Source organism: Kocuria sp. TGY1127_2 (assembly GCF_013394385.1).
Classification (GTDB): Bacteria; Actinomycetota; Actinomycetes; order Actinomycetales; family Micrococcaceae; genus Rothia.
Genome location: NZ_AP022834.1, coordinates 1,960,319 through 1,983,838 on the forward strand (window position 1 = coordinate 1,960,319; position 23,520 = coordinate 1,983,838).

The following is a 23,520-nucleotide window of genomic DNA, read 5'->3' on the forward strand; positions in this document are numbered from 1 at the left end:
TCGGGGTCGGTCTGAACCCTCGAGGGGGCCGGTCTCAGCGAGATCCTCCTCGACTGATGAGCTCCTTGGCGAGCTCGCGGTAGGCGATCGACCCGGTGTGCGTCGGGGCGTAACTGAGAATCGGCTCCGCGGAAACCGTCGCGTCCGGGAACTTCACGGTCCGCTTGATCACGGTGTCGAAGACCTTGTCGCCAAAGGCATCGATAATGCGGGCGATGACCTCTTTGGAATGCAGCGTGCGCGAATCGAACATCGTGGCCAGCACACCGTCGATCTGAAGATTCGGATTCAAACGGTCTTGGACCTTCTCGATCGAGTCGACGAGTAGAGCCACGGCGCGCAGCGCGAAGAATTCGCAGATCAGCGGAATGATCACGCCGTCGGCCGCGGTCAGCGCGTTGACGGTCAAAAGACCCAGCGAGGGCTGGCAGTCGATCAGGATGACGTCGTAGTCGTCCTTGAGCTTCGTGAGCGCGCTCGAGAGGACTTGCTCGCGGGCGACCTCGTTGACGAGCTGAACCTCCGCGGCCGACAAGTCGATGTTGGCCGGCAGCAGGTCGATGTTCTCGAAGTCCGTGGTGCGCACGGCCTCGTGCACCTCGACCTTGCGGTCCATCATCACGTTGTAGATGGTCGTGTCCAGCTCGTGCGGGTTCACGCCGAATCCCGCGGACAGCGCGCCTTGGGGGTCGAAATCGACCATGAGGACGCGACGGCCCAATTCTGCCAACGCCGCACCCAAGTTGATGGTCGACGTGGTCTTCCCGACACCGCCCTTCTGATTGACCATCGCGATGACGCGGGCCGGACCGTGTGAATCCAAGACGGCGGGTTCCGGGAACTGGCGGACGGGCCGCCCCGTGGGGCCAAGTTCTGGTTCGGAGTTCTGAGTACTCACGCACACCTTTTCGAGATCGTTGGGCGGATAATAACTGCCCTTAACCCTACAACCCGCGTCCGTCCGTGGGCACGACGTACGACTCCAGTTGGCACAAAGAGTCGAGGTGGCACTCACGCGCGGTCCGGAATGCAGATACCGTGCGTCAGTGCCACCTCGTCAGGAGCGGACCCCTGGAACCTTATTGTTCCTGAATCGTCGTGCGCGGGGAATCCTCCGGGACGGTCTGCATCTGCTTAGTGGGAGACTTTTGGGCGACCGCATGGTCCACGTGCTGGTCCCCGTGGAGTTCCCCACCCATGGTGGACTCGTCGAATTTGAGCTCGCCGTTGAGGACCTTGTGCACTCGTTCCATGTCGACTTCGCGCGACCATTTTCCCATCAGCAACGCGGCCACGGCGTTACCGGTGAAGTTGGTCAGTGCGCGCGCCTCGGACATGAAGCGGTCGATGCCGACGATCATGCCGACGCCGTCCACCAGGTCGGGACGGTGGGACTGGAGCCCTCCGGCGAGGGTTGCAATGCCGGCGCCGGAAACGCCCGCTGCACCCTTGGACGCGATGATCATGAAGATCAGCAGGGAAATCTGCTCGCCCAGCTGAAGAGGCTTGCCCATCGCGTCGGACACGAATATCGAGGCCATGGTCAGGTAGATCGCGGTGCCGTCCAGGTTGAAGGAATAACCGGTCGGAACCACGATGCCGACGACGGGCTTGGATACGCCGACGTGTTCCATCTTGGCGATCAGGCGAGGCAATGCGGCCTCGGAGGACGAGGTCGAGAAGATCAGCAAGTACTCGCGAGCGAGGTACTTGATGAGCTTGAGGATGTTGACTCCGGTCGCGAACTTCAAGAGTGCGCCCAGGATGACGACGATGAACAGAATGCAGGTCACATAGAAGCCCAGCATCAGGATGGCCATCTGTCCCACCGCTTGGAGGCCGGTGGCTCCGACGACGGCCGCGATCGCTCCGAAGGCGCCCAGCGGGGCAACCCACATGATCATCATGAGCAGACGGAATACGAGAGCCTGCATGTAGGTGATGAATTTGAGGATCGGCTTGCCCGTGTCCCCCATCCGTTGCAACGCGAAGCCGACCAAGAGGGCGACCATGAGTGTCTGAAGGATGTTGCCGGAGGTCAGTGACGAAAGAAGGGACTTCGGGATAATGCCGAGAATGAATCCGGCCGTGCCGCCTCCGGTGCCCTCCCCCGTACCCGCTGCGTCGGCCGGGGGCTTGTATCCGGTGGGCTGATAGTTGAGTCCCTCGCCCGGGTGCAGGATGTTGCCCACGATCAGACCGATGGCAAGGGCGAAAGTGGACATGATCAAGAAGTAGACGATCGCCAGGCCACCGACTTTGCCGACCGTCGCGGCTTTGGCGATCGAACCGACGCCGAGCACGATCGTGCAGAAGATGACCGGCGAGATCATCATCGTGATGAGGGAGACGAATCCCGTTCCAATGGGTTTCAGAGCCTTCCCGAATTCAGGGGCTATGAGACCGACGAGGGCTCCGGCAATTACCGCCACGACGACGGAGACGTAGAGCATGTGCGTGCCGTCTTTGTACCACGGCTTCTTCGCTGCGGACTGGGCCATGACGCTCTCCTTCCAGGTGTAAGTCATTGATGCTTCGCGTGCCGCGCATGTGCCACGGCCGGTAGAAGGTATTCAAGAAGTATGGTGGTCTGAGCCACAATCCAATATTTGTGGTCATTAAGTTCTTGAATTGTGCGAGACGGCGGATTCGCGCACTCGCAGGGCCCGCCCCCGCTCGGAACTGCCACCTCGTCCAAGTTTTGCGCTAAGGAGAAGTTGTGTCTGCGAAAGATCCCGGGCTGGGATCGCGGTCGATGCCCCGCGGGCCTGGCGTCGTCTCGGGCGTAAAATCTTCCTGGGCCATTGCACGGATCTTCCTCCTGACCCAAATGGCGATCGTGCTGGTTGTCTGCACCGTCGTGGGTGCCTTGTTGTACTGGCAGATTCAGGACGCCGCCCGGGACCAGGCCTCGGAAATCACCCGCGCGGAAAGTGCAACCCTCGCCCGCGATCCATTCGTCGTCGAACAGATCCAATCCGGAACACCGACGGAGCACCTTCAGCCGTATGTGAGAGATATTCTGACCAACTCGTCGGTCAGTTTCATCACGATCATGTCCCCGGATGGAATTCGCTTCACCCACCCCAACGACGGATTGATTGGGGAGCACTACATGGGTGACATCTCCCGCGCCCAACACGGCGAGACCATGACCGTCGAGGAAGAAGGCAGCTTGGGCGTGTCCATGCGAACCATCACTCCGGTTCGAAACGGTCAGGGCGAGATCATCGGTTTGGTCTCGACCGGAGTCACTGTCAGTGAGATTTCCGAGGTCGCGCACAACGGTTTGCCGGCCGTCGCCCTGATCGCGGGCCTCTTGCTCGTCGCAACCACCATCACCACACTGATGCTCTACAGGTACCTGAACCGTGCGACTCTCGGCTACAGCCGGGACGACATCCTCAAATCCGAAGCAACACGTTCCATGGCTGCACTCCTCCGAACCCAGAATCATGAACACCGAAATCGAATGCACACCGTTCTTTCTCTGCTCGATCTCGAACGAATCGACGAGGCCCGGAAATTCGCTCGGGAAGACCTCAAGTCCTCCGAGCACAAGGCGTACCAGTGGGGCAGCTACGATCAGCTGCCGGCCGTCACCGCTCTCCTGGCCGGCAAGAAGTCAGAGGCCGGCGAGCGCCGCATCGATCTGACTACCCGGGTTGCAGGAGACTGGGCGAAGGTTCCTCTGAGCGAGATCGAGCTCGTCTCAGTCGTGAGCAACCTGATCGACAACGCCATGGACTCGGTTGGGCCTATGCCCGGACCCCGCGAAGTCGAGATCGACATGTCCGAGACCGACGACGGCTGGGAGATCGTCGTCGCCGACTCTGGGCCCGGGCTGAGGGCAGGAACCGAGAATTCGGTCTTCGAATGGGGCTACAGCACCAAACCGTCAGGACCCGAGGGCCGGGGCGTCGGGCTCGCTCTCGTGCAGGACACTCTGGTCCGCCACGGAGGGAGCATCAGGGCCATGAACGATGCGGGAGCCGTATTCACCGTCCATATCCCCAACACACGGAACGGAAGTCACCTATGAGTCTCCATGTGATCGTCGTCGACGACGAAGAGGTCACCGCTTCGGCTCACGCCCAGTACATCAGGTCGAGGCCAGGATTCGACGTCTCGGCAACTGCATATAACGCCCAGGGCGCGATTGCCGCAATCAAGTCATCGTTCTCGAACAGCGTTCCGCTCGATCTGGTGCTCCTGGACATCAACCTGCCGGATCGTTCAGGCCATGAAGTGGCCAAGTTTCTGCGTGCGGAGGGCCTACCGGTCGACGTCATCATGGTGACTGCCGATCGGGAGGCGACGAGTCTGCGCATCGCTTCCCTCCATGGAGCCTTCGGGTACCTCGTCAAACCTTTCACCTTGGACCAGCTCGGAAAGAAGCTGGATGCTTACGCGGCATACCGCAATCGGGTCCCGGAAAGCGGTGAGCTCGATCAGGAGGCCATTGATCGGATCTTCCATCGGGGCCAGGACCAGGTCCCGGACCTGCCCAAAGGCTTATCCAAAGAAACTCTGGAGGAGATCGTGCACACCCTGTCGGAGAGTGGATCCACGTTCTCTGCCCGGGAGATCGCCGACCGTATGACCCTTTCTCGCGTCACGGCCCGGAGATACCTGGAATATCTGCACACGGCGCGTCAGGTCGAACGCAGACCGCGCCACGGCACTCCGGGGCGCCCTGAACTGGAGTACACGTGGCGCGGTTGATGCGGAGGGTACGTCAGTTGCCCGAGCCCTCGTGGGTCAGGATTCCGCGGAGGTCGTCCAGAACTGCCATGTCCTCGATAGTCGACGGAACCTTGTAGTCCTCCTGGTCCGCGATCTGCCGCATGGTCTTGCGAAGGATCTTCCCGGAGCGTGTCTTCGGCAGAGCCTCGACCACCCGAACTTCTTTAAAGTCCGCGACCGCACCGATCTTGGTCCGGACCATGCCGACCAACTCTCGGGCGAGTTCTTCCTCGGAAATGTCCTCGCCCTGTTTGAGGACCACGTAACCGGACGGTCTTTGCCCCTTGAGGGGATCTGCGACGCCGATCACGGCACATTCGGCGACTGCCGGATGCGCTCCGAGGACCTGCTCCATGGCCCCGGTCGAGAGCCTGTGTCCGGAAACGTTGATGACGTCGTCGGTTCTTCCCATCACGAAGACGTAGCCGTCTTCGTCGAGGTATCCCGAGTCACCGGTCGCGTAGTATCCGTCGAAAGCCGTCAGGTAAGAGGAGATGAAACGGTCGTCGTCGCCCCAGAGGGTCGGCAGAGTGCCCGGAGGCAGAGGCAAGCGCAAGGCGATATTGCCTTCGACTCCGGCTTCCACGGGTTCGCCGGCCGGGTCAAGCACGGCAATGTTGTAGCCCGGGACCGGAACGCTCGGTGAGCCCGACTTGAGGGGCAGTGGTTCCAGGCCGCGAGGATTCGCTGCGATCGGCCAACCGGTTTCGGTCTGCCACCAGTTGTCGACGACCGGGATGCCGAGCAGTTCGCTCGCCCACCGGTACGTTTCCGGGTCGAGCCTCTCGCCTGCTACGAACAGAGTTTCCAGGGATGAAAGGTCGTAGTTGTCGGCCAATTCGCCCGCGGGATCCGCTTTCCGGATCGCTCGAATAGCCGTCGGAGCGGTGAACAGCACCTTGGCGCCCGATTCTTCCACGACGCGCCAGAACGCCCCCGCATCCGGGGTCCCTATCGGTTTGCCTTCGTAGAGGACCGTGGTCGCCCCCGTGAGCAACGGCGCGTAGACAATATAGGAATGGCCCACGACCCATCCGACGTCGGAGGCCGTGAACATGACTTCCCCCGGGCCGACGTCGTAAATGTTCTGCATGGACCACCGGAGGGCCACGGCGTGGGAGCCGTTGTCCCGGACGACCCCTTTCGGCGAACCAGTGGTTCCCGAGGTGTAGAGGATGTACAACGGGTCGGTCGCCGTGACGGTCACGCAATCAGTGGGATCGGCCGCCCTGACCGCCTCGTCCCAGTCGACCCATGTCGGCTGGCTGCCTTTGGATTCCTCGGCACGTTGACCTGCGTCCTGAACCGACGTTTCGAAGCCCTCGCGTTTCTTGACGATCACCGTCCCCACACAATGCTCAGCGAGATCCAAGGCCTCCTCGACCGCAGGTATGTACTCGACGCGACGTTTCGGCTCGACTCCGCCGCTCGTCGTCACGATGGCTTTGGGCTCGCAGTCGTCGATGCGCGTGGCGAGTTCTGCGGGAGCGAATCCACCGAAAACCACGGAATGGACTGCACCGATCCGAGCACAGGCGAGCATGGCGACGAGCGATTCCGGGATCATGGGCAGGTACAGCAGAACCCTGTCGCCTTTGGAAACGCCTCTGGCGGTCAGCGCTCCCGCGAAATTGCTGACGCGTTCCAACAAATCGCCGTAGGTGATGTCTTGTTGCGCATCCGCGACGGGCGAGTCGTAGCGGATAGCGACCTGATTTCCTCGGCCCGCGTCAACGTGGCGGTCCACGGCGTTGAAACACGTGTTGAGTTCACCATCGGGGAACCACCGATAGATCGGAGGCCGGGACTCGTCGAGGGCACGAGTCGGAGTGGTCACCCAGTCGATACCCCTGGCCGCTTCAAGCCAGAATTCTTCGGGCTGTTCAACGCTTTGTTCGAAGGTTTCACGGTAGGTCGTGCTCATCTCACCGGTTTCCTCACGTTTGCTCCGTTGCAGTTGAGAGTTCAGCACCCCGGGGTCACCCCCACGAGTCGCGGAACATTGCCACCAACGTAGTGTCCTGACTCACACATGACAAGCTTATGTATACAAAATCCTGGAAATCTCGAAAAATTATGCGGAAACTTCTCGAATATTGCACCTAACCACCTGGTTCTGTATACATTGAGGGAAGAGGTCAACCAGTCACTGGTCAGGGAGATGAGTTCATGAGGGCTTCCGAACGGGCGTATCAATTCCTGCGCACCGACATCATCGAATGGCATCTGGAACCGGGGACCACCCTGAATGAGGTCGAGCAGGCCGAGCGTCTGGGGGTCTCCCGCACGCCCGTCCGCGAGGCCTTTTCCCGGCTGATGTCCGACGGCCTGGTCGAACCCGGTCCCGGACGGGGCGTCATTGTCACACCGGTGTCCGTGACCAACGTCCGCGCGATGTTCGAGCTACGGACCGCACTGGAAACGCGAGCCGCAGCCCTCGCTGCCGTTAAAGGCGATCCAGGGACCTTCGATGCGCTCGCATATCGCCTCGAGGAAGCCGCTGTATTCCTCGTCGACGACGACGCCGACCGCAGCTCTTACTATCTCCTCGTCGAGGAGATGGACGCCGAGATAGACAGGGCCGCGCAGAACACGTACCTTGCCCAAGCCCAAAGACAACTGCGCACCCATCTGGGACGCGTACGGAAATTGTCGAAGGGCAACGAAGGCCGCCTCATGGCCGCCGCCCACGAACACGCTGCCATCGCACGCGCCATCGCCGCGGGCGATGTAGAACTGGCCCAAGCCGCAATCCGTGTCCACCTGTCCAACGCGTTGAAGGCAATCCTCGACGCGGTACCCGAACAAGAGGGCGAACGCGACAGCGCCGCCTGAACCGAAACCCAACACAAGACCTAGACCGAGGAAGAGAGGACATTTTCGTGACCGTCAACCAACACGTCCGTGTATACCGAAGCGAAGAGAATTTGGCCCGTGAGGATCAACTGGCCCACAAGATCGCGAGCGTCGCTTCCGATCCGGTGGCGATCGACCCCGAGGTCGAGGACATGGTCATCAACCGAATCCTCGACAACGCCTCGGTGGCTATCGCATCGCTAAACCGGGGTCCTATCATCGCCGCTCGTGACCAGGCGCTGACCCATCGACCCGGTCCCAACGGCTCCGGGTCAACGATCTACGGAATCGATCCTTCTCGGTCCAAGGTCTCCCCCGAATGGGCGGCCTGGGCTAATGGTGTAGCCGTGCGCGAGCTGGATTATCACGACACGTTCTTGGCGGCAGAATATTCTCACCCCGGTGACAACATTCCCCCTATCCTCGCGGTGGCCCAGCACGCCAATCGTTCCGGCAGCGACCTTATTCGAGGTATCGCGACCGGTTACGAAATCCAAATCGACCTGACCAAGGCAATCTGTCTGCACAAGCACAAGATCGACCACGTGGCCCACCTGGGTCCGTCTGCCGCGGCCGGAATCGGAACGCTGCTGGGGCTGGATACGGAAACGATCTTCCAGGCTGTCGGACAGGCCCTTCATACGACGACTGCGACCCGGCAGTCGCGCAAGGGCGAGATTTCGACGTGGAAGTCCCACGCCCCGGCCTTCGCCGGGAAGATGGCCGTCGAGTCGGTGGACCGTGCGATGCGCGGACAGACCTCGCCCGTACCGATCTACGAGGGCGAAGACGGTGTCATCGCCTGGTTGCTCGACGGTCCGGATGCTTCCTACGAAGTCCCCCTTCCCGAACGGGGCGAGGCGAAGCGTGCGATTCTGGACTCCTACACCAAAGAACATTCGGCCGAGTACCAGGCCCAGGCGTGGATCGACATGGCTCGTAAGCTGCACCGAGAGCATCCCGAGATCGCAGATCCGGAGAGGGTCCAATCGATCGTTCTGCACACCTCGCACCACACGCATTACGTGATCGGTTCGGGGGCCAACGACCCCCAGAAATACGATCCGAAGGCTTCCCGCGAGACCCTGGACCATTCGATCCCCTACATCTTCACGGTGGCCCTCCAGGACGGCGAATGGGACCACAACCGTTCCTACGATTCCGAGCGTGCCGGCCGTCGAGAGACCGTCGCTCTGTGGAACAAAGTCACCACGGAAGAAGACCAGGAGTGGACGCGCCGCTATCACTCGCTGGATCCGGAAGAGAAGGCCTTCGGCGGCCGCGCCGAGATCACGTTGACTGACGGAACCGTACTGACCGAAGAGATCGCCGTCGCCGATGCCCACCCACTGGGTGCCCGCCCCTTCGCCCGCGAACAATACATCGGCAAACTGCGGGCACTCGCGGAAGGTTCAGTCGCGGACGCCGAGCTCGACCGCTTCATTCAAGCCGCGGAAAACCTCTCGAGTCTCGACGCCGGAGATTTGGACGCCCTGAACGTCACCGCTTCCGTAGATCTCAAAACCGGTTCGAAAGGACTGTTCTGAATGTTGTACCCCTCAACCACTGCCGCCCAGAAACGCGTCAACCTGCGCAAGACCTTGGCGGAGGGCCCGCGCAACGGCGGAACCATCAAGCAATTTCCCGGTGCTTACACCCCGATCTCGGCCAGATTGATCGAAGAAAAGGGCTTCGACGGCGTCTACATTTCCGGAGCGGTTCTCGCCAATGAGCTGGGCTTCCCGGATATCGGGCTGACGACCCTCAGCGAGGTTGCCCATCGGGCGGGCCAGATCGCTCGCATGACCAATCTGCCGGCCATCGTCGACGCCGATACCGGCTTTGGAGAACCCATGAACGTCGCTCGGACAGTCCAGGAACTCGAGGACGCGGGCCTGGCGGGTTGCCACATCGAGGACCAGTTCAACCCCAAGCGATGCGGGCACCTCGACAACAAGAACATCGTCGACGAGGACACCGCGGTCAAGCGCATTCGTGCCGCCGCGGAAGCACGCCGGGATGAGAACTTCCTGATCATGGCCAGAACCGATCTTCGCGGGGTGGAAGGTCTGGATGCTGCGATCGATCGTATGAAAGCTCTCGTCAACGCCGGTGCGGACGCGATCTTCCCTGAAGCCATGAAGGACCTTGGCGAATTTGAGGCCGTGCGGAACGCCGTGGACGTACCGGTCCTGGCGAATATGACGGAGTTCGGCAAGTCCAAGTTGTATACGACGGAAGAACTCGGCAATGCGGGTGTCGATCTGATCATTTACCCCGTGACGCTGCTCCGCAGTTCTTTGGGCGCGATGGAGCGGGTCCTCGAGGATATCGACCGTCATGGTACCCAAGAGGCTTCCGTCGATGAGATGCTGACCAGACAACGGCTCTACGATCTGGTCGACTATGAGGCCTACAACACATTCGACACTGGCATTTTCAATTTCGAGGTGCCTGAACGGTTCCAGTAGCCGTAACGCACCTGCACATCACAGGCGATCCGATTCGAAGGAGAATCACATGACCACTCAGGACGACATCAAGAAGGGTCTGGCCGGCGTCGTCGCGGACGTAACCGCGATTTCCAAGGTCAACCCGGATTCCAATTCGCTCTTGTACCGGGGCTACCCGGTGCAGGAACTTGCCGAGAAATGCTCTTTCGAAGAGGTTGCTCTGCTCCTGTGGACCGGAGAGTTGCCGGGCGCCGAAGAGCTCGAGGAATTCAAGAAATTCGAAGCCTCCCACCGGGAGCTCTCCCCCGAGCTCAAAGCCGTGATAGACGCACTGCCCACGAATTGTCATCCCATGGACGTCTGCCGCACCGCGGTGTCCGTGATGGGCGCACAGGATCCTGTCTCGGAAGAGGATTCCAAGGAAGCCAATCTTGAGAAGTCGAAAAAGCTTTTCGCCGTCATGCCAGCCGTCGTCGCATACGATCAGCGGCGCCGACGCGGAGAAGAGCTCATCGCGCCGCGCGCAGACCTGGATTACTGTGACAACTTCCTTTACATGACCTTCGGCGAAGTCCCCGCCGCGGAAGTCAAGAAGGCGTTCCAGGTATCCATGGTCTTGTACGCCGAGCACTCGTTCAATTGCTCGACGTTCACCGCGCGGACGATCGCCTCGTCGCTGTCCGACCTCCACTCGGCCATCACCGGAGCGATCGGCGCCCTCAAGGGACCGTTGCACGGCGGTGCGAACGAGGCGGTCATGCACACCTTCGACGAGATCGGCATTCGCAAGGACGAGTCCGAAGAGGACGCCGAGAAGCGCGCGAAGGAATGGATGGACGACGCACTGGCCCAGAAGAAGAAGGTCATGGGATTCGGCCACCGCGTGTACAAGAACGGCGATTCTCGCGTTCCCACGATGCAGGACGCCATGACCGACATGATCAAGTACTTCGGTCGAGAGGAAATGCTCGGCTTGTACAACGGTCTCGCCCACTCCATGGACGAGGCCAAAGGCATCAAACCCAATCTTGACTACCCGGCTGGGCCGACCTACCACCTCATGGGTTTTGATACCCAGACCTTCACCCCACTTTTCGTGGCGGCTCGCATGACAGGCTGGACGGCACATGTGATGGAACAGCTGGCCGACAACTCGTTGATTCGCCCGCTGTCCGATTACAACGGCCCGAACGAACGCCACGTCGAGAAGTGATGGGCTGAACCGCACGACCGGGTGTGAGGAGAGCCGTGGCGCGCATGCGAGATCTTCGTGTCTTGCGTGCGCACCGCGGCTTATTGCATCGTCGACCGCCCGCGGACTGGGCGTTGATCAAGGTCAGGCGGGGTTTTGATCGAGGGTTCGACCCCAACGGGTTTAGAGTGAGGGCACACACAGTGAGGAGAGTGATCCGTTCATGGTGACCCAGAAAATCGTCGCCCGGCCGCCCAAAACCGCGATCTTTCTGACCCTGACCATCAATCGCGGCTCGGAAGACGCCGTACGGGACCTTCTACCTGAGATTTCCGGGCTGACAAGATCGGTAGGTTTCCGGTATCCGGACAAGGATCTTCTCAACGTCGTCGGTATCGGATCGCGCGCTTGGGATCGTCTTTTCCCCGGTGCTTCCAGACCCGCGCATCTTCATCCTTTCGAAGCGCTCGACGGTGACCCGCATCAGGCGCCCTCCACACCCGGTGATCTCTTGTTCCATATTCGTGGAGCGACACCGGATATGTGCTTCGAACTAGCTCGGCTACTCATGAATCGGTTGGGGAATCACACCGTGATCGAAGACGAGGTCCAGTCCTTCAAGTACTTCGATGAGCGGGATCTGCTGGGATTCGTAGACGGCACCGAAAACCCGGAAGGCCGAGACGCGTACGACACGGTCCTCATCGACGACGACCCCCAGTTCAACGGCGGAAGTTACGTCCACGTCCAGAAGTACCTGCACGACTTGCAGGCCTGGAATTCGATCAGCGTCGAAGAACAGGAACGGGTCATCGGGCGCACCAAATCGGACGACGTCGAGTTCTCGGACGACGTCAAGCCCACCAACTCCCACCTGGCTTTGAACGATGTGAGCGACGAGGACGGCAACGACCTGGACATTCTCCGATTCAATATGGCGTTCGGGGATTTCACCAGCGGGAACATGGGGACCTATTTCATTGGCTATGCCAAGGACCCGGCTGTGACGGAGCAGATGCTGCAGAATATGTTTCTCGGTGACCCTCCCGGAAACTACGACAGAATCCTCGACTTCTCCACCGCCGAGACGGGCGCTTTGTTCTTCATTCCGAGCATCGACCTGCTCGACGAGATAGATTCCCTCGCCGAAGCGGCTGGCGAGGAACAGCAGGACTACGTCGAGGAGCCCGCCCCTGAATCCGGCACTGAATTTTCGGAAGACAACGCACCCGCGAGCCTGAATATCGGGAGCCTCAAAGACTGACCACCTCATCACACCCTCGAACGCCTGCCGAAGGGCGGGTGCTGCACCGGAAGGAACCGGTGCTGGAAGGAGAAGTCATGACCGTCAACAATCTTCACCGCGAACTCGCACCCGTCTCCTCGGCGGCCTGGGCCGAAATCGAGGAAGAGGCCGCCCGCACGTTCAAACGCAATATCGCCGGCCGCCGCGTCGTCGACATGCCCGAGGCTAAAGGAGCCGAGTTTTCTTCGCTTGGGACGGGGCATCTCAAGCACAGCCGTGACATTGTTCCCGGGGCCCAGACCGTCAGCCGGGAGATCATTCCCGTTCTCGAGGTCAAGGTTCCGTTCACGGTCACGCGTTCCGCGGTCGACGACGTCCTCCGTGGCTCCGTCGATTCCGACTGGCAGCCGGTCAAGGACGCCGCGACCACGGTTGCCGCGGCCGAGGATACCGTGGTGTTCCACGGCAACGATTCCTTGGGGATGACGGGCCTGGTCGATTCCAGTTCCAACGAATCGATCTCAATTCCTGACGAAGTCCGGGAGTTCCCCGAAGCGGTTGCGCAGGCCTTGACGAGGTTGCGATTGGTCGGCGTCGAAGGCCCGTACACCCTGGTCGTTTCCGCTGAGCTGTACACCAAGATTTCCGAGACAACGGACCACGGTTACCCAATCCTCGAACACATTCAGCGCGTGCTCAAGGACGAGGGCAAAATCATCTGGGCTCCCGCTCTGAATGGAGCACTCGTGCTCAGCGAGCGCGGCGGAGACTTCGAACTGCACCTGGGAGTCGACCTGTCGATCGGTTATGACTCTCACGATTCGGAGAACGTCAATCTGTACCTGAAAGAGTCCTTCGCCTTCCGCGTGGCCTCAGATGAGGCGTCCGTTCCGCTCTCCCGCTGAAGTACCGACGGCAGCAACGGCCCCTGAGCGATCTCACTCGCCTAGAGGCCGTTTGGCGTAGCCCCTAGCCGAGTGCGCGCGGATGGCTCGTGAGGAATACCTCGCGGAGGGTGTCGGCGGTGACCTTGGTATATATCTGCGTGGTGGTCAGCGATGAGTGGCCGAGCAACTCTTGGACTACCCGAATGTCCGCGCCGCCTTCGATCAGGTGCGTCGCGAAGGAGTGCCGAAGCGTGTGAGGGGACAGCTCGGCGGTGATATGTGCACGTTCGGCGGCCTTCTTGAGAACGAGCCAGGCTCCTTGCCTGGTCAGGCGCCCTCCGCGCGCGTTGAGGAAGAGCGCGGGAGTGCCCTTTCCTTTGGAAGCAAAGAGCGGACGGGCTCGCACAAGGTAAGCGGATATGGCCTCGTGCGCGTAGGAGCCCACCGGCACAAGACGCTCTTTTCCCCCTTTGCCGAGCAAGCGCACGACGCCGCCCGCCACAGGGTCGCCGTTCGGATCCCTCCGGACATCGCGGCCGTCCGGGCCGAAATCTGAGGACAGGTCGTCCCGGTCGACGCCGATGCTCTCCGAGATTCGTGCGCCCGTCGAGTACAGGAATTCCAGGAGTGCGGCGTCGCGAAGCCCAGCAGGCGTTTCCCGGTCGGGGGCCTCAAGTATTCTGGTCACGGTTTCGACCGGCAATGCCTTGGGAAGGCGCTCCCCTGCACTGGGCGGTGTGACGGTATCGGCGGGGTCGTGCTCCGCAAGGCCCTCGATTAACCAGAATTTGTGCATGCCCCTGGCCGAGACGACGCCACGTGCAACGCTGCGGGTCGAAAGACCGCATCCGCCGTCGGTCTTGGGGCGGGCCAGGTATTGGACGTAATCCCGCACGTCCTCCGTGGTGATGTCACGAGGTTCCCTCACGTGCCGCTGACTGACGAGGAAGCTCAGGTACCGGTCGATGTCACGGCGGTACGAGGTCAGCGTGTTGTCTGACAGCCCGCGTTCCACGGTGAGATGTTGGAGATAGCGACGGACGGGACGATCGAGGCCCGTTGGGAGTTCCTGCTCACTCACCGGAATTCGACTCACGCAGGTTTTTGTGTGCCGGCCAGGGCTCTTCCGGGTCACGCAGATCGGCGTGGTCGCGTTGAATACTCGCCCAGGCCGCGAGGATTGCGATATTGGCCGTCGGTGAGTGCAGACCAGTGGACAGTACGGCGCTGGCGGCTTCTTCTATGGGAAACCATCTCTTCACGATCTCTGCCTCCTCGTCTGTGCGCTCGGTCAGATCCTTTTCCGCGACGTCGTCGATTCCGCGGGCTAGGAAAATACGGTTCGCTTCGGTGGAACATCCCGGCGAATTGTTGAATTCGGCGAGAGTGTGCCAGGTCGATGCTTTGAGGTCGGTCTCTTCCGCGAGCTCGCGCTGGGCCGCGGCGAAAGGAGATTCGCCCTCGACGTCGAGGAGGCCCGCGGGGATCTCCCACATGTTCATTTCCACCGGCTGGCGGTACTGGTTGATCAAGAGGATTTCGTTGTCCTCGTTGAGGGCGGCAATCGCGACGGCGCCGGGGTGCCGCATGTAATCGCGGACGAGCTCGTGGCCGCCTTCGGTGAGTGCGATTCTCTCGCGGACGACGTCGAAGATCTGGCCCTCGAATGCGGTCTCGCGGGAAATGAGCTTGCGCGGATTGACCCTGTCCTGAGGCAGCCCGATGGTCGAAAGGTTGGGGGTCTTGGTCTCGTCGTGGGATGCAGTCATGCCCCCAGGCTACCGCCGGAGCGAGGGCGCCCCGGAGTTGCCTTCCGAGGGACACCACCGAGGGCAGGAGAAAACCTTTTGCTGACCTGGGGATTTAACGCAAAAGAATAGTTTATGTAATTATTTCCGAAACAACTTTCCGTACACTCGCCAGAAAAGTGTCATCGGCGATGCCGTGTCATGTATTACGATCATGTCGCCGCTTTGATATTACATATGAAAGGTGTCCCATTGTGAAACAAACCATATGCTCAATTAGCGCGGCCCTTCTCATTGCCGTCGGATCGCTCACGCAGGCAAGCGCGTGGCAGTGGGCAGGGGGCGGGAAATGGGAGAACGGCGTCGACATTCACCACGTGTGGTCGGATTATTTCCACGCCAGCCGTTGTCACGGCGCTACGGCCGTGGGGCAGTGGAGGGACCACAAGACCGCACCCAAAGGCGTGTGGGCCAAGGCCTCAGCAAAACGCAAGTTTTGGGGAGGCAATAAGGCCTACTACGACCATTGCTGAACATCATGCGTTCTCTGGCCCCGGTTTTCGCTAACATGAATTTTCCGAGAAAATTCTTCGTGTTTCTTTCCGTCCCGCTCATGGCCGCGATTTTCGCTTTCGCCGCGTTGTGGAGCATTGAGACAGATTCCCCGATCCGGTCGAATCAAGTCCTGTGGATCGCAACGAACCTCGGCGACACCGCGGCCTCGACTCCGGAATCCGATCCTGAGCTTACGCAAAAACTCGAGGAAGAAGCCCAGATCAGGCACCTGAATATTGCCAAGGTCCAGGACAACCGTCGGTCGCCCGTCAGCGGGGCGGAACTGCAGCTACTCGTCACCAACCCGGATGATTCCTCGCGCCGGCTACTCGAGGATGGGTACCGTTCTTTCAACCCTGACTACCGAGTCGACGTGACGGAGTGGAAGTCCCGGGCAGAGGATCCGCGCGCATACTATTTGCTTTTCGGCGACCGCGCCTCGATCCGAGGGCTGGCCGACTCCTTGCAAAGACCCGAGTACACGATCACCCAATTCGCGCTGTATTCGCCGTCGAATATTGTCAGGGTCTACGGGCTCTCGCCCTTGACTCTTGCACTCTTATCGTCCTTGGTCGCGGTATTCTGTACAACTTTCGCGGCATCAATCGCCCAGTCCAAGAAGAATGCTCGATTCAGACTCGCGGGATGGCCCGTGTGGCGCATAGTCATTCAAGATATTCGCGACGGGGTCCTTCCGTGCGGGGTAGGCGCCCTCGGCGTCTTTGGCGCCGCCGGCATTGCACTCTGGTTCTACAACGAGCTCGCCTCATTCGACATCTATCTTGCCGTGAGTGCCGCGCTTATGGCTGTCTACCTGACCGGCATCATCGCATCGCGACTCCTCGCTCTCGCTCTGCTTTCTCTTTTACCGGTGCCCGAGGCACTCAAAGGAAGAAAACCCGCACGGTTGATTTACACGCTGTTGTTTCTTCTCCAGGTATCGTGCATCTTCTTGGTCATCGGATCGGTCAGCGCATGGTTCACTGACTACGGGCTCGTGACTTCGCATGTCCGGGCTCACAACGAGTGGAACAAGACCCCCCACGCCGCCTTTATCCCCGTGACCGGTTCGACATCGGGAGGCGGATCGGAAGAGTCCATAGGAACATGGTTGGCCTCAGAAGCCTCCCGCTCGAACCTGATTGTCAGCCAGGCCGACGTGTATCAGCAGGATATGGACGAGAATGGAATTCCGAAATCGAGCGTTCCCATCCATTACATCAACTCTGAATACTTGAGACATCACACTATTCAGGGGATCTCGGAACAAATCGAATCCGGTAAAAGAAACGGCAATGAAACCATTTTGGCATTCGTCCCGGAAGGAATAGACCCCCGCTATTTGGCTACAACGTCTTTGCTCCCCGTTGGAGTCCCTGAAAATTCGGTCGAAAACGCGAGGGTTCTGCCCGCGGGGGAGGTTGGAGACGTTTTCACCTATGGAGATGTGCAAAGTATCACCGAGCAATTCGTTAAAAATCCCATTGTGGTGTATATCCCGGATGAGGTACTGATTAAAAGTCCGAATACTCTGTATTCATGGGCCACCGGAGGGGGTCTCTTACTGTTGAATGGGGACGAGGCGATTCCCCGTTTGCATTCTTCCCCAGCGGATCACTATGTTGCCTCGGTCCTTCCCGGACAGGCGCTGCAATCCCATGGGCTCACAGTATCGCTTTCCCAGCTGAACCTTACGGGTTTCGCGATTCTGGTCTATTCGGCCGTGGCCGCATTTGCTTGTATCGCTTTCGCCGCTGCCTATTGCACGGCGCAAAAGGATCGCCTGCTGCGTCGTGAACTTTCGGGTTGGCGACGGTTCTCTGCGGCAAGAACGGCTCTGATCGCCGAGTCGCTCGCGTGGTGCTCGGTACCCGTGTTCACCGGGGCCCTCATCATGCGTGCCGAGGACCCGATGGTTCTTGTCAGGATGTCTTCGGCGACCAACGATTCCTACATCAGGTTCATGACATTCGCAGGGTGCCTGTGGGGTTCCATGCTCTTTGCCCTGTCATGCGGCGCCATCAGCTACTTCGCCCGCCGCGTCATCCAAGAACAAGGGAGAATTCAGTGAATTCGTATCTCCGCTTAGACTCTGGACGCTTCACCGTCGGAGGCCACACCATTTGGAGCGACCTCAACTTCTCTGCCGAATCCGGTGAGATCGTTGCAGTCGTCGGCAGATCCGGGTCGGGGAAAACATCGCTACTGAACTGTCTCGGAGCCCTATCGCGTCTCAACGCGGGCAGCCTCACCATCAGTGGCGATGTGGTCTACCCCGCGTCGGCAGCAGTCCGCCGCCGGTTCCGGAGGGATCACCTCGGATACTTATTCCAGAATTTCGCCCTCGTAGAGACCGAGACCGTGCAGCGGAATATTTGGGATCCTCTCCGGGCCCTACCGCGGAAACGACGGCCTGACAAGGAAACGATCGCACAGGCGCTCAGCGATGTTGGCTTGAAAGGTCGGGAGGAGGAGAAAATCTACCGCCTGTCCGGGGGCGAACAGCAGAGGGTTGCTCTGGCAGCGGTCCTGGTCAAGAGGCCTTCGCTGATCCTTGCGGATGAGCCCACAGGCTCCCTGGACTCGGCGAACGGACACGTGATCTTGAGGTGCATCCGTCGGCTGACAGACCAGGGGTCGTGTGCCGTTATCGCAACCCATGACCCTACGGTCGCTGAGTTCTGTGACCGCGTGGTCGATCTCAATCCTTTCACCGAGGGGTACATGAATTCATGTGTGACGTGGACGCCCATTCATGACGTAGAAACCAGGCTACCGCCGGAACGAGGGCGCCCGGGAGTTGCCCTCCACGGGACGAGTGCGGGGCATCCGTCGGGGCAGGAGAAAACCTTTAGCTGACCTAGGGATCTAATACAAAATAATAGCTTATGGAACTATGTTTGAAGCGACTTTTCTACACTCGCCAGAAATGAATCTTCTACTCTCCCGTTTCATGCATTACAATCCAGTCACCGCTTTGATTTTACATAGAATAGGAGACGCATTGTGAAACGAACAATATGCTCGATCGGCGCAGCCCTTTTCATTGCGGTCGGATCGCTCACACAGGCAAGCGCGTGGCAGTGGGCAGGGGGCGGAAAATGGGAGAACGGCGTCGACATTCACCACGTCTGGTCGAACTATTGGCACACCAACTCTTGCCACGGTGCCACGGCGGTAGGAAAGAAGACTGTCAGGGTCACCGCGCCCAGCAGACAATGGGCCATGGCTTCTGCACCGAGGGCACGTAGAGGCACCAAAGCGTACTGGAATTACTGCTAAATCTCCTAGTCCATCGAAATTGTCAGTAGCTCACCCATGAATTTTCTGCGAAGATTCTTCACTCTGCTTTTCGCACCGTTGGCGGCGGCCATCTTTTCCTTCGCACCACTCTGGATTTGCGAAACTGATGCGCCTCTTATCGCAAATCACGTTCTGTGGATTGCTACAGATATCAATGATCCGGAGGGCAAAACTCCGGCGAACAATCCAGAGTTGATCCGTAAGCTGAAGGATGAGGCTAGAACCCGGCACCTCAATATCGCCAAGTTTCTGGACAACCCAGAATCGCCCGCCAGCGGGGCGGAATTGCAGCTCCTAATCACCAATCCCGAGCATCACTCAAAGAGACTTTTGGACAACGGGTATTCTCCCTTCAACCCGGGATACGTGGTCACCGTGAAGCCGTGGAATGATTCGGAGAATGACCCCCGTTCCTTCTATTTTCTTTACGGTGATGCCCAGTCAATGAAGGGACTGGCCGATGAGCTCGGCACACCTGGATACAAGGTGCAACAGTACGAAATCTACTCACCCAGAGAAGTTCTTGAGCGGAACACCGGCTCGCCCTTGTCGTTGGCATTCTCCGCCAGCCTCATCACGGCTTCGTGCTTCTCCTTCACTACCACCTTGGTGGATTCCAAGAGAATTGCGCGCCTACGGCTCGCCGGATGGTCAATCTCGCGGATTCTTGGTCGTGATCTTCGATCCGGGGCGATCCCGTTTATTGCGGCTTGCTTGGCCACCGCCGGAGTCGCTGGCGTTGCTCTGTACTTCTACAACGGGCTCGCCTCATTCGGCATCTACCTTGCCGTTTACGCCGCATTCACCGCGCTCTTCATCGCCACCGCACTCGCGTGCAGGCTCGGCGCGCTGGGGCTATTGTGCCGAGTTCCGGTTCCTGCCACGTTGACCGGTAAGAGACCCGTCAGATCGTTGTACGCGCTGCTCTGCCTCCTCGAAGTCAGCTGCGTAGTACTTCTTCTCGCATCGATCAGTTCCTGGTCCGAGGACTATGGTCTCGCGGACTCGCACCGCCGAGCCCATGAGCGATGGCAGGCAACGCCCATGGCCGCTTTTCTTCCCGTCGCAGGGTCTACCTGGAGCGAAGCCGAGGACAAGCCCATTAAGGATTGGCTGGCCTCGGAGCTTCAGCAAAGGAACGTCATCATCAGCTACTCGGATGTCAGGCAACGGGATGAGAATGCCGATGCCGTCGTCGAGTCCAGCTACCCGATCGTCTACGTCAACCCAAAATACCTTAGGTATCACGAAATCCAGGGGGTATCCGATCGCATCGTGGTCGAGGACGTGGAACGGTCGAAGACGACCCAGGCCTTCATACCCCGCGGCGCACCGTCCGAGGACCTGACAGCGGATGCTCTTATTCCCGGTGTGGATCTGCAAAACCTAAAAATTTCGGCCACCGATACGACGGGCGAAGTCTTCACCCATGGGGATTTGGACAATTTCAAACGCGAATTCGCCGAAAACCCCATCGTGGTGGTCGTGCCAGATCAGGTCCTGATCGACGACCCCAGTCCGCTCACTTCGTGGGTGACCCTCGGCGGCGTCCTCCTGGAAGACAGTGAGGCCGCGGCAGGCCGGCTACGCGGGTCCGCGGCGGAACACTACGTCGCGCCGATGTCGCCAGGGTTGGCCCATCAGGCACACGCACTCAAACTGACGATCGTGAACCTTCAAGCCACGGGTTTCGCGATCGTGGTCTACGCTGTGCTGGTCGCGTTCTCATGTCTGGCCTTCGCAGCGACCTACGCCGCGGCCCGCAAGGACCAGCTCTTCCGAAGACAGCTCTTCGGTTGGCGTCCGCTCATGGCTGCGTGGCCTGCCCTCTCCGGGTTGGGGGCCGTGTGGCTCTCGATACCCATTTTTACCTGGCTCCTGATTCAGCACGCCATGGATCCCATGGCCCTCATTGCAAAGTCATCCGCGGAAGTCAGAACGTACATCGAAATCATGTCAGCAGCGGGTCTGATTGTGGGCGCCGTCGTCCTCCTGCTCTCAAGTGGCGGGATCGTTATCTTCGCTCGCCGTGCCATTCAAGAGAGAGGAAGAATTCAGTAAGCTCCTGCCTTCGAGTCGAGTCCGCGCACATGGAACTCGGCGGGAGGCTCATCTTGGACGGACTCGAGATATTGGCCGAACCACACGAAATGGTCGCGATCGTGGCCCCATCGGGCTCCAGGAAGACGACGCTGCTCAACTGCAGGGGAGCGCTGACCCGGCCCGTCACGATCGGTGACATCGGCGTGCACCCCGCCTCAAGGGCTGTCAGACGCCGGTTTCGGAGGGATCACCTCGGATACTTATTCCAGAATTTCGCCCTCGTCGAATTGGAATCGGTCGAGAAGGATATCGTCGATCCGCTCCGAAGCATGCCCCGAAAACGCCGACCCGTCACCTCGGATATTTCAACAGTGCTGAGAGATCTCGGTCTGGCGGGCAGGGAGAAGGGCAAGGTCTACCGCCTGTCCGGGGGCGAACAGCAGAGGGTTGCTCTGGCAGCGGTCCTGGTCAAGAGGCCTTCGCTGATCCTTGCGGATGAGCCCACAGGCTCCCTGGACTCGGCGAACGGACACGTGATCTTGAGGTGCATCCGTCGGCTGACAGACCAGGGGTCGTGTGCCGTTATCGCAACCCATGACCCTACGGTCGCTGAGTTCTGTGACCGCATCGTGGACGTGGAACAGTTCGCGGCCCTCAACCAAGCCTGAAACTGCACGAGGAAGGACCGCCGTCATCCCGTGCCCGGGAGACGGCGGTTCTTTGCTTTTGCGGGCCGGCCTACTTGGTTCGTTCGAGGGCCGCCGCAACGAGCCCCCTGAACAGCGGGTGGGAACGCGTCGGACGAGAAAGCAGCTCGGGGTGGGCCTGCGTCGAGACATAAAACGGATGTTCGGAAGCGGGAAGCTCAACGAACTCGACCAGACGCCCGTCCGGGCTCGTGCCGGAAATGACCAGGCCGGCTTTCTCGAGGTCTTCGCGATAAGCATTGTTGACCTCGTACCGGTGGCGGTGGCGCTCCTCGACCTCGGTTGCCGCATATGCTCCGGCCGTGACCGAACCCTCAACCAACTTGGCCAGGTAGAGACCCAGACGCATCGTGCCACCCAGGTCTCCGGCACCCTCGACGAACTGCTTCTGTTCTTCCATGGTCGCGATGATCGGCGTCGACGTTTCCGGATCGAATTCCGTTGAGGAAGCGTCCTCGAGCCCGACCACATTCCGCGCGTACTCAATGACCATGCACTGTAGCCCGAGGCAAAGACCCAGCGCGGGGATTGAATTTTCCCGGGCATACTTCAGTGCACCGAGTTTGCCTTCCAAACCTCGAATCCCGAAGCCTCCGGGAACGCAGATCGCGTCGACGTCTCCCAACTGGTGGGCCGCCCCTTCGGGCTGCGAGCACAGATCCGAAGCGATCCACTTGAGTTTGACCTTGGCGTCATTGGCAAAACCGCCCGCTCGCAAAGCCTCGGATACCGAAAGGTAGGCGTCCGGGAGGTCGATGTATTTTCCGACAAGACCGATCGTGACCTCGTGGGTCGGCTCGTGAACGACCTTCAGGAGCTTGTCCCACTCCTCGAAATCGGCTTCGGCGCACTCCAGACCGAGGTAATCGAGAACGTAAGAATCCAAACCCTGGTTGAACAGGGTTTTGGGGATGTCATAGATACTCGGTGCGTCCGGGCACGAAATCACGGCCTCGGTATCGACGTCGCACGCGCCGCCGACCTTGGCCTTGAGCGGCTCCGGGATGTCCTGGACGCAACGCAGCACCAGAGCGTCGGGAATGATGCCCAGTCCGCGCAGCGCCGCAACCGAATGTTGGGTCGGCTTTGTCTTGAGCTCCCCCGAGGGCCCGATGTACGGGATCAAAGAAACGTGCAGGAAGAAAACGTTCTTGCGTCCGACGTCCCTGCGTACCTGACGGGCCGCTTCGAGGAAGGGCTGGGATTCGATGTCGCCGACGGTGCCACCGATCTCAGTGATGATGACGTCGGGAGCCTCGGGCGTACCCGTGGCTCGGCGCCGCATACGAGATTTGATCTCATCCGTGATGTGAGGGATGACCTGAACCGTGTCCCCAAGGTATTCGCCGCGGCGCTCCTTGGCAATCACGGTCGAGTAGACCTGACCCGTGGTCACGTTGGCGGAAGCGTCCAGGTTTTCGTCGAGGAACCGCTCATAATGCCCAATGTCCAAGTCCGTCTCGGCGCCATCGTCGGTGACGAAGACCTCGCCGTGCTGGAAGGGATTCATGGTTCCCGGATCCACGTTGAGATAAGGATCCAGTTTCTGCATGGTCACGGAAAGACCACGGGACCGCAGGAGGCGACCAAGGCTTGATGCCGTCAGGCCCTTTCCCAAGGACGATGCGACACCGCCCGTCACGAAGATCTGGCGGGTTATTTTTTCGTCGTTTTGGGAAGTTGCCGGGGATGTCTGAGTATCGTTCACCACGGAATTCAAGCCTATCACGAGAGGGTCGCCGCGAACCGTGGAATCTTGTCCGCCGGCCGCCTGCGCATGAGCG

Annotated in this window: 20 protein-coding genes; 14 read left to right on the forward strand and 6 right to left on the reverse strand. The window is 60.0% G+C overall.

Annotated elements, in window-relative coordinates; translation table 11 throughout:
- Positions 1–34: 34 nt before the first annotated feature.
- A complete protein-coding gene (locus sake_RS08775; protein ID WP_366150746.1) occupies positions 35–898 on the reverse strand; it encodes an AAA family ATPase in 864 nt (287 codons plus the stop codon).
- Between the two features lie 181 nt (positions 899–1,079).
- On the reverse strand, positions 1,080–2,501 hold the full coding sequence (locus sake_RS08780; RefSeq protein WP_178945839.1) for a cation:dicarboxylate symporter family transporter: 1,422 nt from the start codon (positions 2,499–2,501) through the stop codon (positions 1,080–1,082).
- Positions 2,502–2,719: 218 nt separating this feature from the next.
- Here sake_RS08780 and sake_RS08785 point away from each other — a divergent pair, with 218 nt between their 5' ends.
- Both sake_RS08785 and sake_RS08790 read left to right on the forward strand, forming a co-directional pair.
- On the forward strand, positions 2,720–4,042 hold the full coding sequence (locus sake_RS08785) for an ATP-binding protein (RefSeq protein ID WP_129361008.1): 1,323 nt from the start codon (positions 2,720–2,722) through the stop codon (positions 4,040–4,042).
- Complete coding sequence (locus sake_RS08790) at positions 4,039–4,725, forward strand: response regulator (RefSeq protein ID WP_129361009.1); 687 nt, start codon at positions 4,039–4,041, stop codon at positions 4,723–4,725. Before sake_RS08785 ends, sake_RS08790 begins: the two co-directional genes overlap by 4 nt.
- Before the next feature lie 13 nt (positions 4,726–4,738).
- Here the strand turns inward: sake_RS08790 and sake_RS08795 are convergent, their stop codons facing one another.
- Positions 4,739–6,670: a propionyl-CoA synthetase gene (locus sake_RS08795; RefSeq protein ID WP_129361044.1), complete on the reverse strand. Its 1,932-nt coding sequence runs from the start codon at positions 6,668–6,670 to the stop codon at positions 4,739–4,741.
- Positions 6,671–6,915: 245 nt separating this feature from the next.
- On the opposite strand from sake_RS08795, the gene sake_RS08800 reads away from it, so the two are divergent.
- The 6 genes from sake_RS08800 (at position 6,916) to sake_RS08825 (ending at position 13,398) form a co-directional block, all read left to right on the forward strand.
- Positions 6,916–7,581 (forward strand): GntR family transcriptional regulator, encoded by a 666-nt coding sequence (locus sake_RS08800; RefSeq protein WP_129361010.1) that lies wholly within the window; start codon positions 6,916–6,918, stop codon positions 7,579–7,581.
- 47 nt (positions 7,582–7,628) lie between these two features.
- A complete protein-coding gene (locus sake_RS08805) occupies positions 7,629–9,149 on the forward strand; it encodes an MmgE/PrpD family protein (RefSeq protein ID WP_178945840.1) in 1,521 nt (506 codons plus the stop codon).
- Positions 9,150–10,073: a methylisocitrate lyase gene (gene prpB, locus sake_RS08810; protein WP_129361012.1), complete on the forward strand. Its 924-nt coding sequence runs from the start codon at positions 9,150–9,152 to the stop codon at positions 10,071–10,073.
- A 49-nt stretch (positions 10,074–10,122) separates the two neighbouring features.
- A complete protein-coding gene (locus sake_RS08815) occupies positions 10,123–11,268 on the forward strand; it encodes a bifunctional 2-methylcitrate synthase/citrate synthase (RefSeq protein ID WP_178945841.1) in 1,146 nt (381 codons plus the stop codon).
- Between the two features lie 202 nt (positions 11,269–11,470).
- The gene (locus sake_RS08820) at positions 11,471–12,511 is read left to right on the forward strand and encodes a Dyp-type peroxidase (RefSeq protein ID WP_178945842.1); all 1,041 of its coding nucleotides are present in this window, start codon (positions 11,471–11,473) and stop codon (positions 12,509–12,511) included.
- A gap of 77 nt (positions 12,512–12,588) precedes the next feature.
- Positions 12,589–13,398, forward strand: coding sequence for a family 1 encapsulin nanocompartment shell protein (locus sake_RS08825; protein ID WP_129361015.1), 810 nt, complete (start codon positions 12,589–12,591; stop codon positions 13,396–13,398).
- A 64-nt stretch (positions 13,399–13,462) separates the two neighbouring features.
- On the opposite strand, the gene sake_RS08830 is transcribed toward sake_RS08825, so the two are convergent.
- Both sake_RS08830 and sake_RS08835 read right to left on the reverse strand, forming a co-directional pair.
- Positions 13,463–14,461: a site-specific tyrosine recombinase XerD gene (locus sake_RS08830; protein ID WP_178946312.1), complete on the reverse strand. Its 999-nt coding sequence runs from the start codon at positions 14,459–14,461 to the stop codon at positions 13,463–13,465.
- The gene (locus sake_RS08835) at positions 14,454–15,149 is read right to left on the reverse strand and encodes an NUDIX hydrolase (RefSeq protein WP_178945843.1); all 696 of its coding nucleotides are present in this window, start codon (positions 15,147–15,149) and stop codon (positions 14,454–14,456) included. The genes sake_RS08830 and sake_RS08835 overlap by 8 nt, the downstream gene beginning before the upstream one ends.
- Before the next feature lie 233 nt (positions 15,150–15,382).
- Between sake_RS08835 and sake_RS08840 the strand changes: the two genes are divergently transcribed.
- From sake_RS08840 to sake_RS08865, 6 genes are all read left to right on the forward strand, one after another.
- A complete protein-coding gene (locus sake_RS08840; RefSeq protein ID WP_178945844.1) occupies positions 15,383–15,661 on the forward strand; it encodes a lactococcin 972 family bacteriocin in 279 nt (92 codons plus the stop codon).
- 59 nt (positions 15,662–15,720) lie between these two features.
- Positions 15,721–17,754, forward strand: coding sequence for a hypothetical protein (locus sake_RS08845; protein WP_178945845.1), 2,034 nt, complete (start codon positions 15,721–15,723; stop codon positions 17,752–17,754).
- On the forward strand, positions 17,751–18,542 hold the full coding sequence (locus tag sake_RS08850; protein ID WP_197964421.1) for an ABC transporter ATP-binding protein: 792 nt from the start codon (positions 17,751–17,753) through the stop codon (positions 18,540–18,542). Before sake_RS08845 ends, sake_RS08850 begins: the two co-directional genes overlap by 4 nt.
- Before the next feature lie 147 nt (positions 18,543–18,689).
- On the forward strand, positions 18,690–18,965 hold the full coding sequence (locus tag sake_RS08855; RefSeq protein ID WP_197964422.1) for a lactococcin 972 family bacteriocin: 276 nt from the start codon (positions 18,690–18,692) through the stop codon (positions 18,963–18,965).
- A 213-nt stretch (positions 18,966–19,178) separates the two neighbouring features.
- Positions 19,179–21,047: a hypothetical protein gene (locus tag sake_RS08860; protein ID WP_178945847.1), complete on the forward strand. Its 1,869-nt coding sequence runs from the start codon at positions 19,179–19,181 to the stop codon at positions 21,045–21,047.
- A 29-nt stretch (positions 21,048–21,076) separates the two neighbouring features.
- Complete coding sequence (locus tag sake_RS08865; protein WP_178945848.1) at positions 21,077–21,697, forward strand: ATP-binding cassette domain-containing protein; 621 nt, start codon at positions 21,077–21,079, stop codon at positions 21,695–21,697.
- A gap of 70 nt (positions 21,698–21,767) precedes the next feature.
- On the opposite strand, the gene sake_RS08870 is transcribed toward sake_RS08865, so the two are convergent.
- The gene (locus tag sake_RS08870) at positions 21,768–23,465 is read right to left on the reverse strand and encodes a CTP synthase (protein WP_305798349.1); all 1,698 of its coding nucleotides are present in this window, start codon (positions 23,463–23,465) and stop codon (positions 21,768–21,770) included.
- Positions 23,466–23,520: the final 55 nt, after the last annotated feature.

Coding starts and splice junctions, on each gene's coding strand:
- sake_RS08780 (WP_178945839.1), bottom strand. CDS start 2,501: ATGGCCCAGTCCGCAGCGAAGAAGCCGTGGTACAAAGACGGCACGCAC.
- sake_RS08800 (WP_129361010.1), top strand. CDS start 6,916: ATGAGGGCTTCCGAACGGGCGTATCAATTCCTGCGCACCGACATCATC.
- sake_RS08820 (WP_178945842.1), top strand. CDS start 11,471: ATGGTGACCCAGAAAATCGTCGCCCGGCCGCCCAAAACCGCGATCTTT.
- sake_RS08795 (WP_129361044.1), bottom strand. CDS start 6,670: ATGAGCACGACCTACCGTGAAACCTTCGAACAAAGCGTTGAACAGCCC.
- sake_RS08815 (WP_178945841.1), top strand. CDS start 10,123: ATGACCACTCAGGACGACATCAAGAAGGGTCTGGCCGGCGTCGTCGCG.
- sake_RS08790 (WP_129361009.1), top strand. CDS start 4,039: ATGAGTCTCCATGTGATCGTCGTCGACGACGAAGAGGTCACCGCTTCG.
- prpB (WP_129361012.1), top strand. CDS start 9,150: ATGTTGTACCCCTCAACCACTGCCGCCCAGAAACGCGTCAACCTGCGC.
- sake_RS08835 (WP_178945843.1), bottom strand. CDS start 15,149: ATGACTGCATCCCACGACGAGACCAAGACCCCCAACCTTTCGACCATC.
- sake_RS08825 (WP_129361015.1), top strand. CDS start 12,589: ATGACCGTCAACAATCTTCACCGCGAACTCGCACCCGTCTCCTCGGCG.
- sake_RS08865 (WP_178945848.1), top strand. CDS start 21,077: ATGGAACTCGGCGGGAGGCTCATCTTGGACGGACTCGAGATATTGGCC.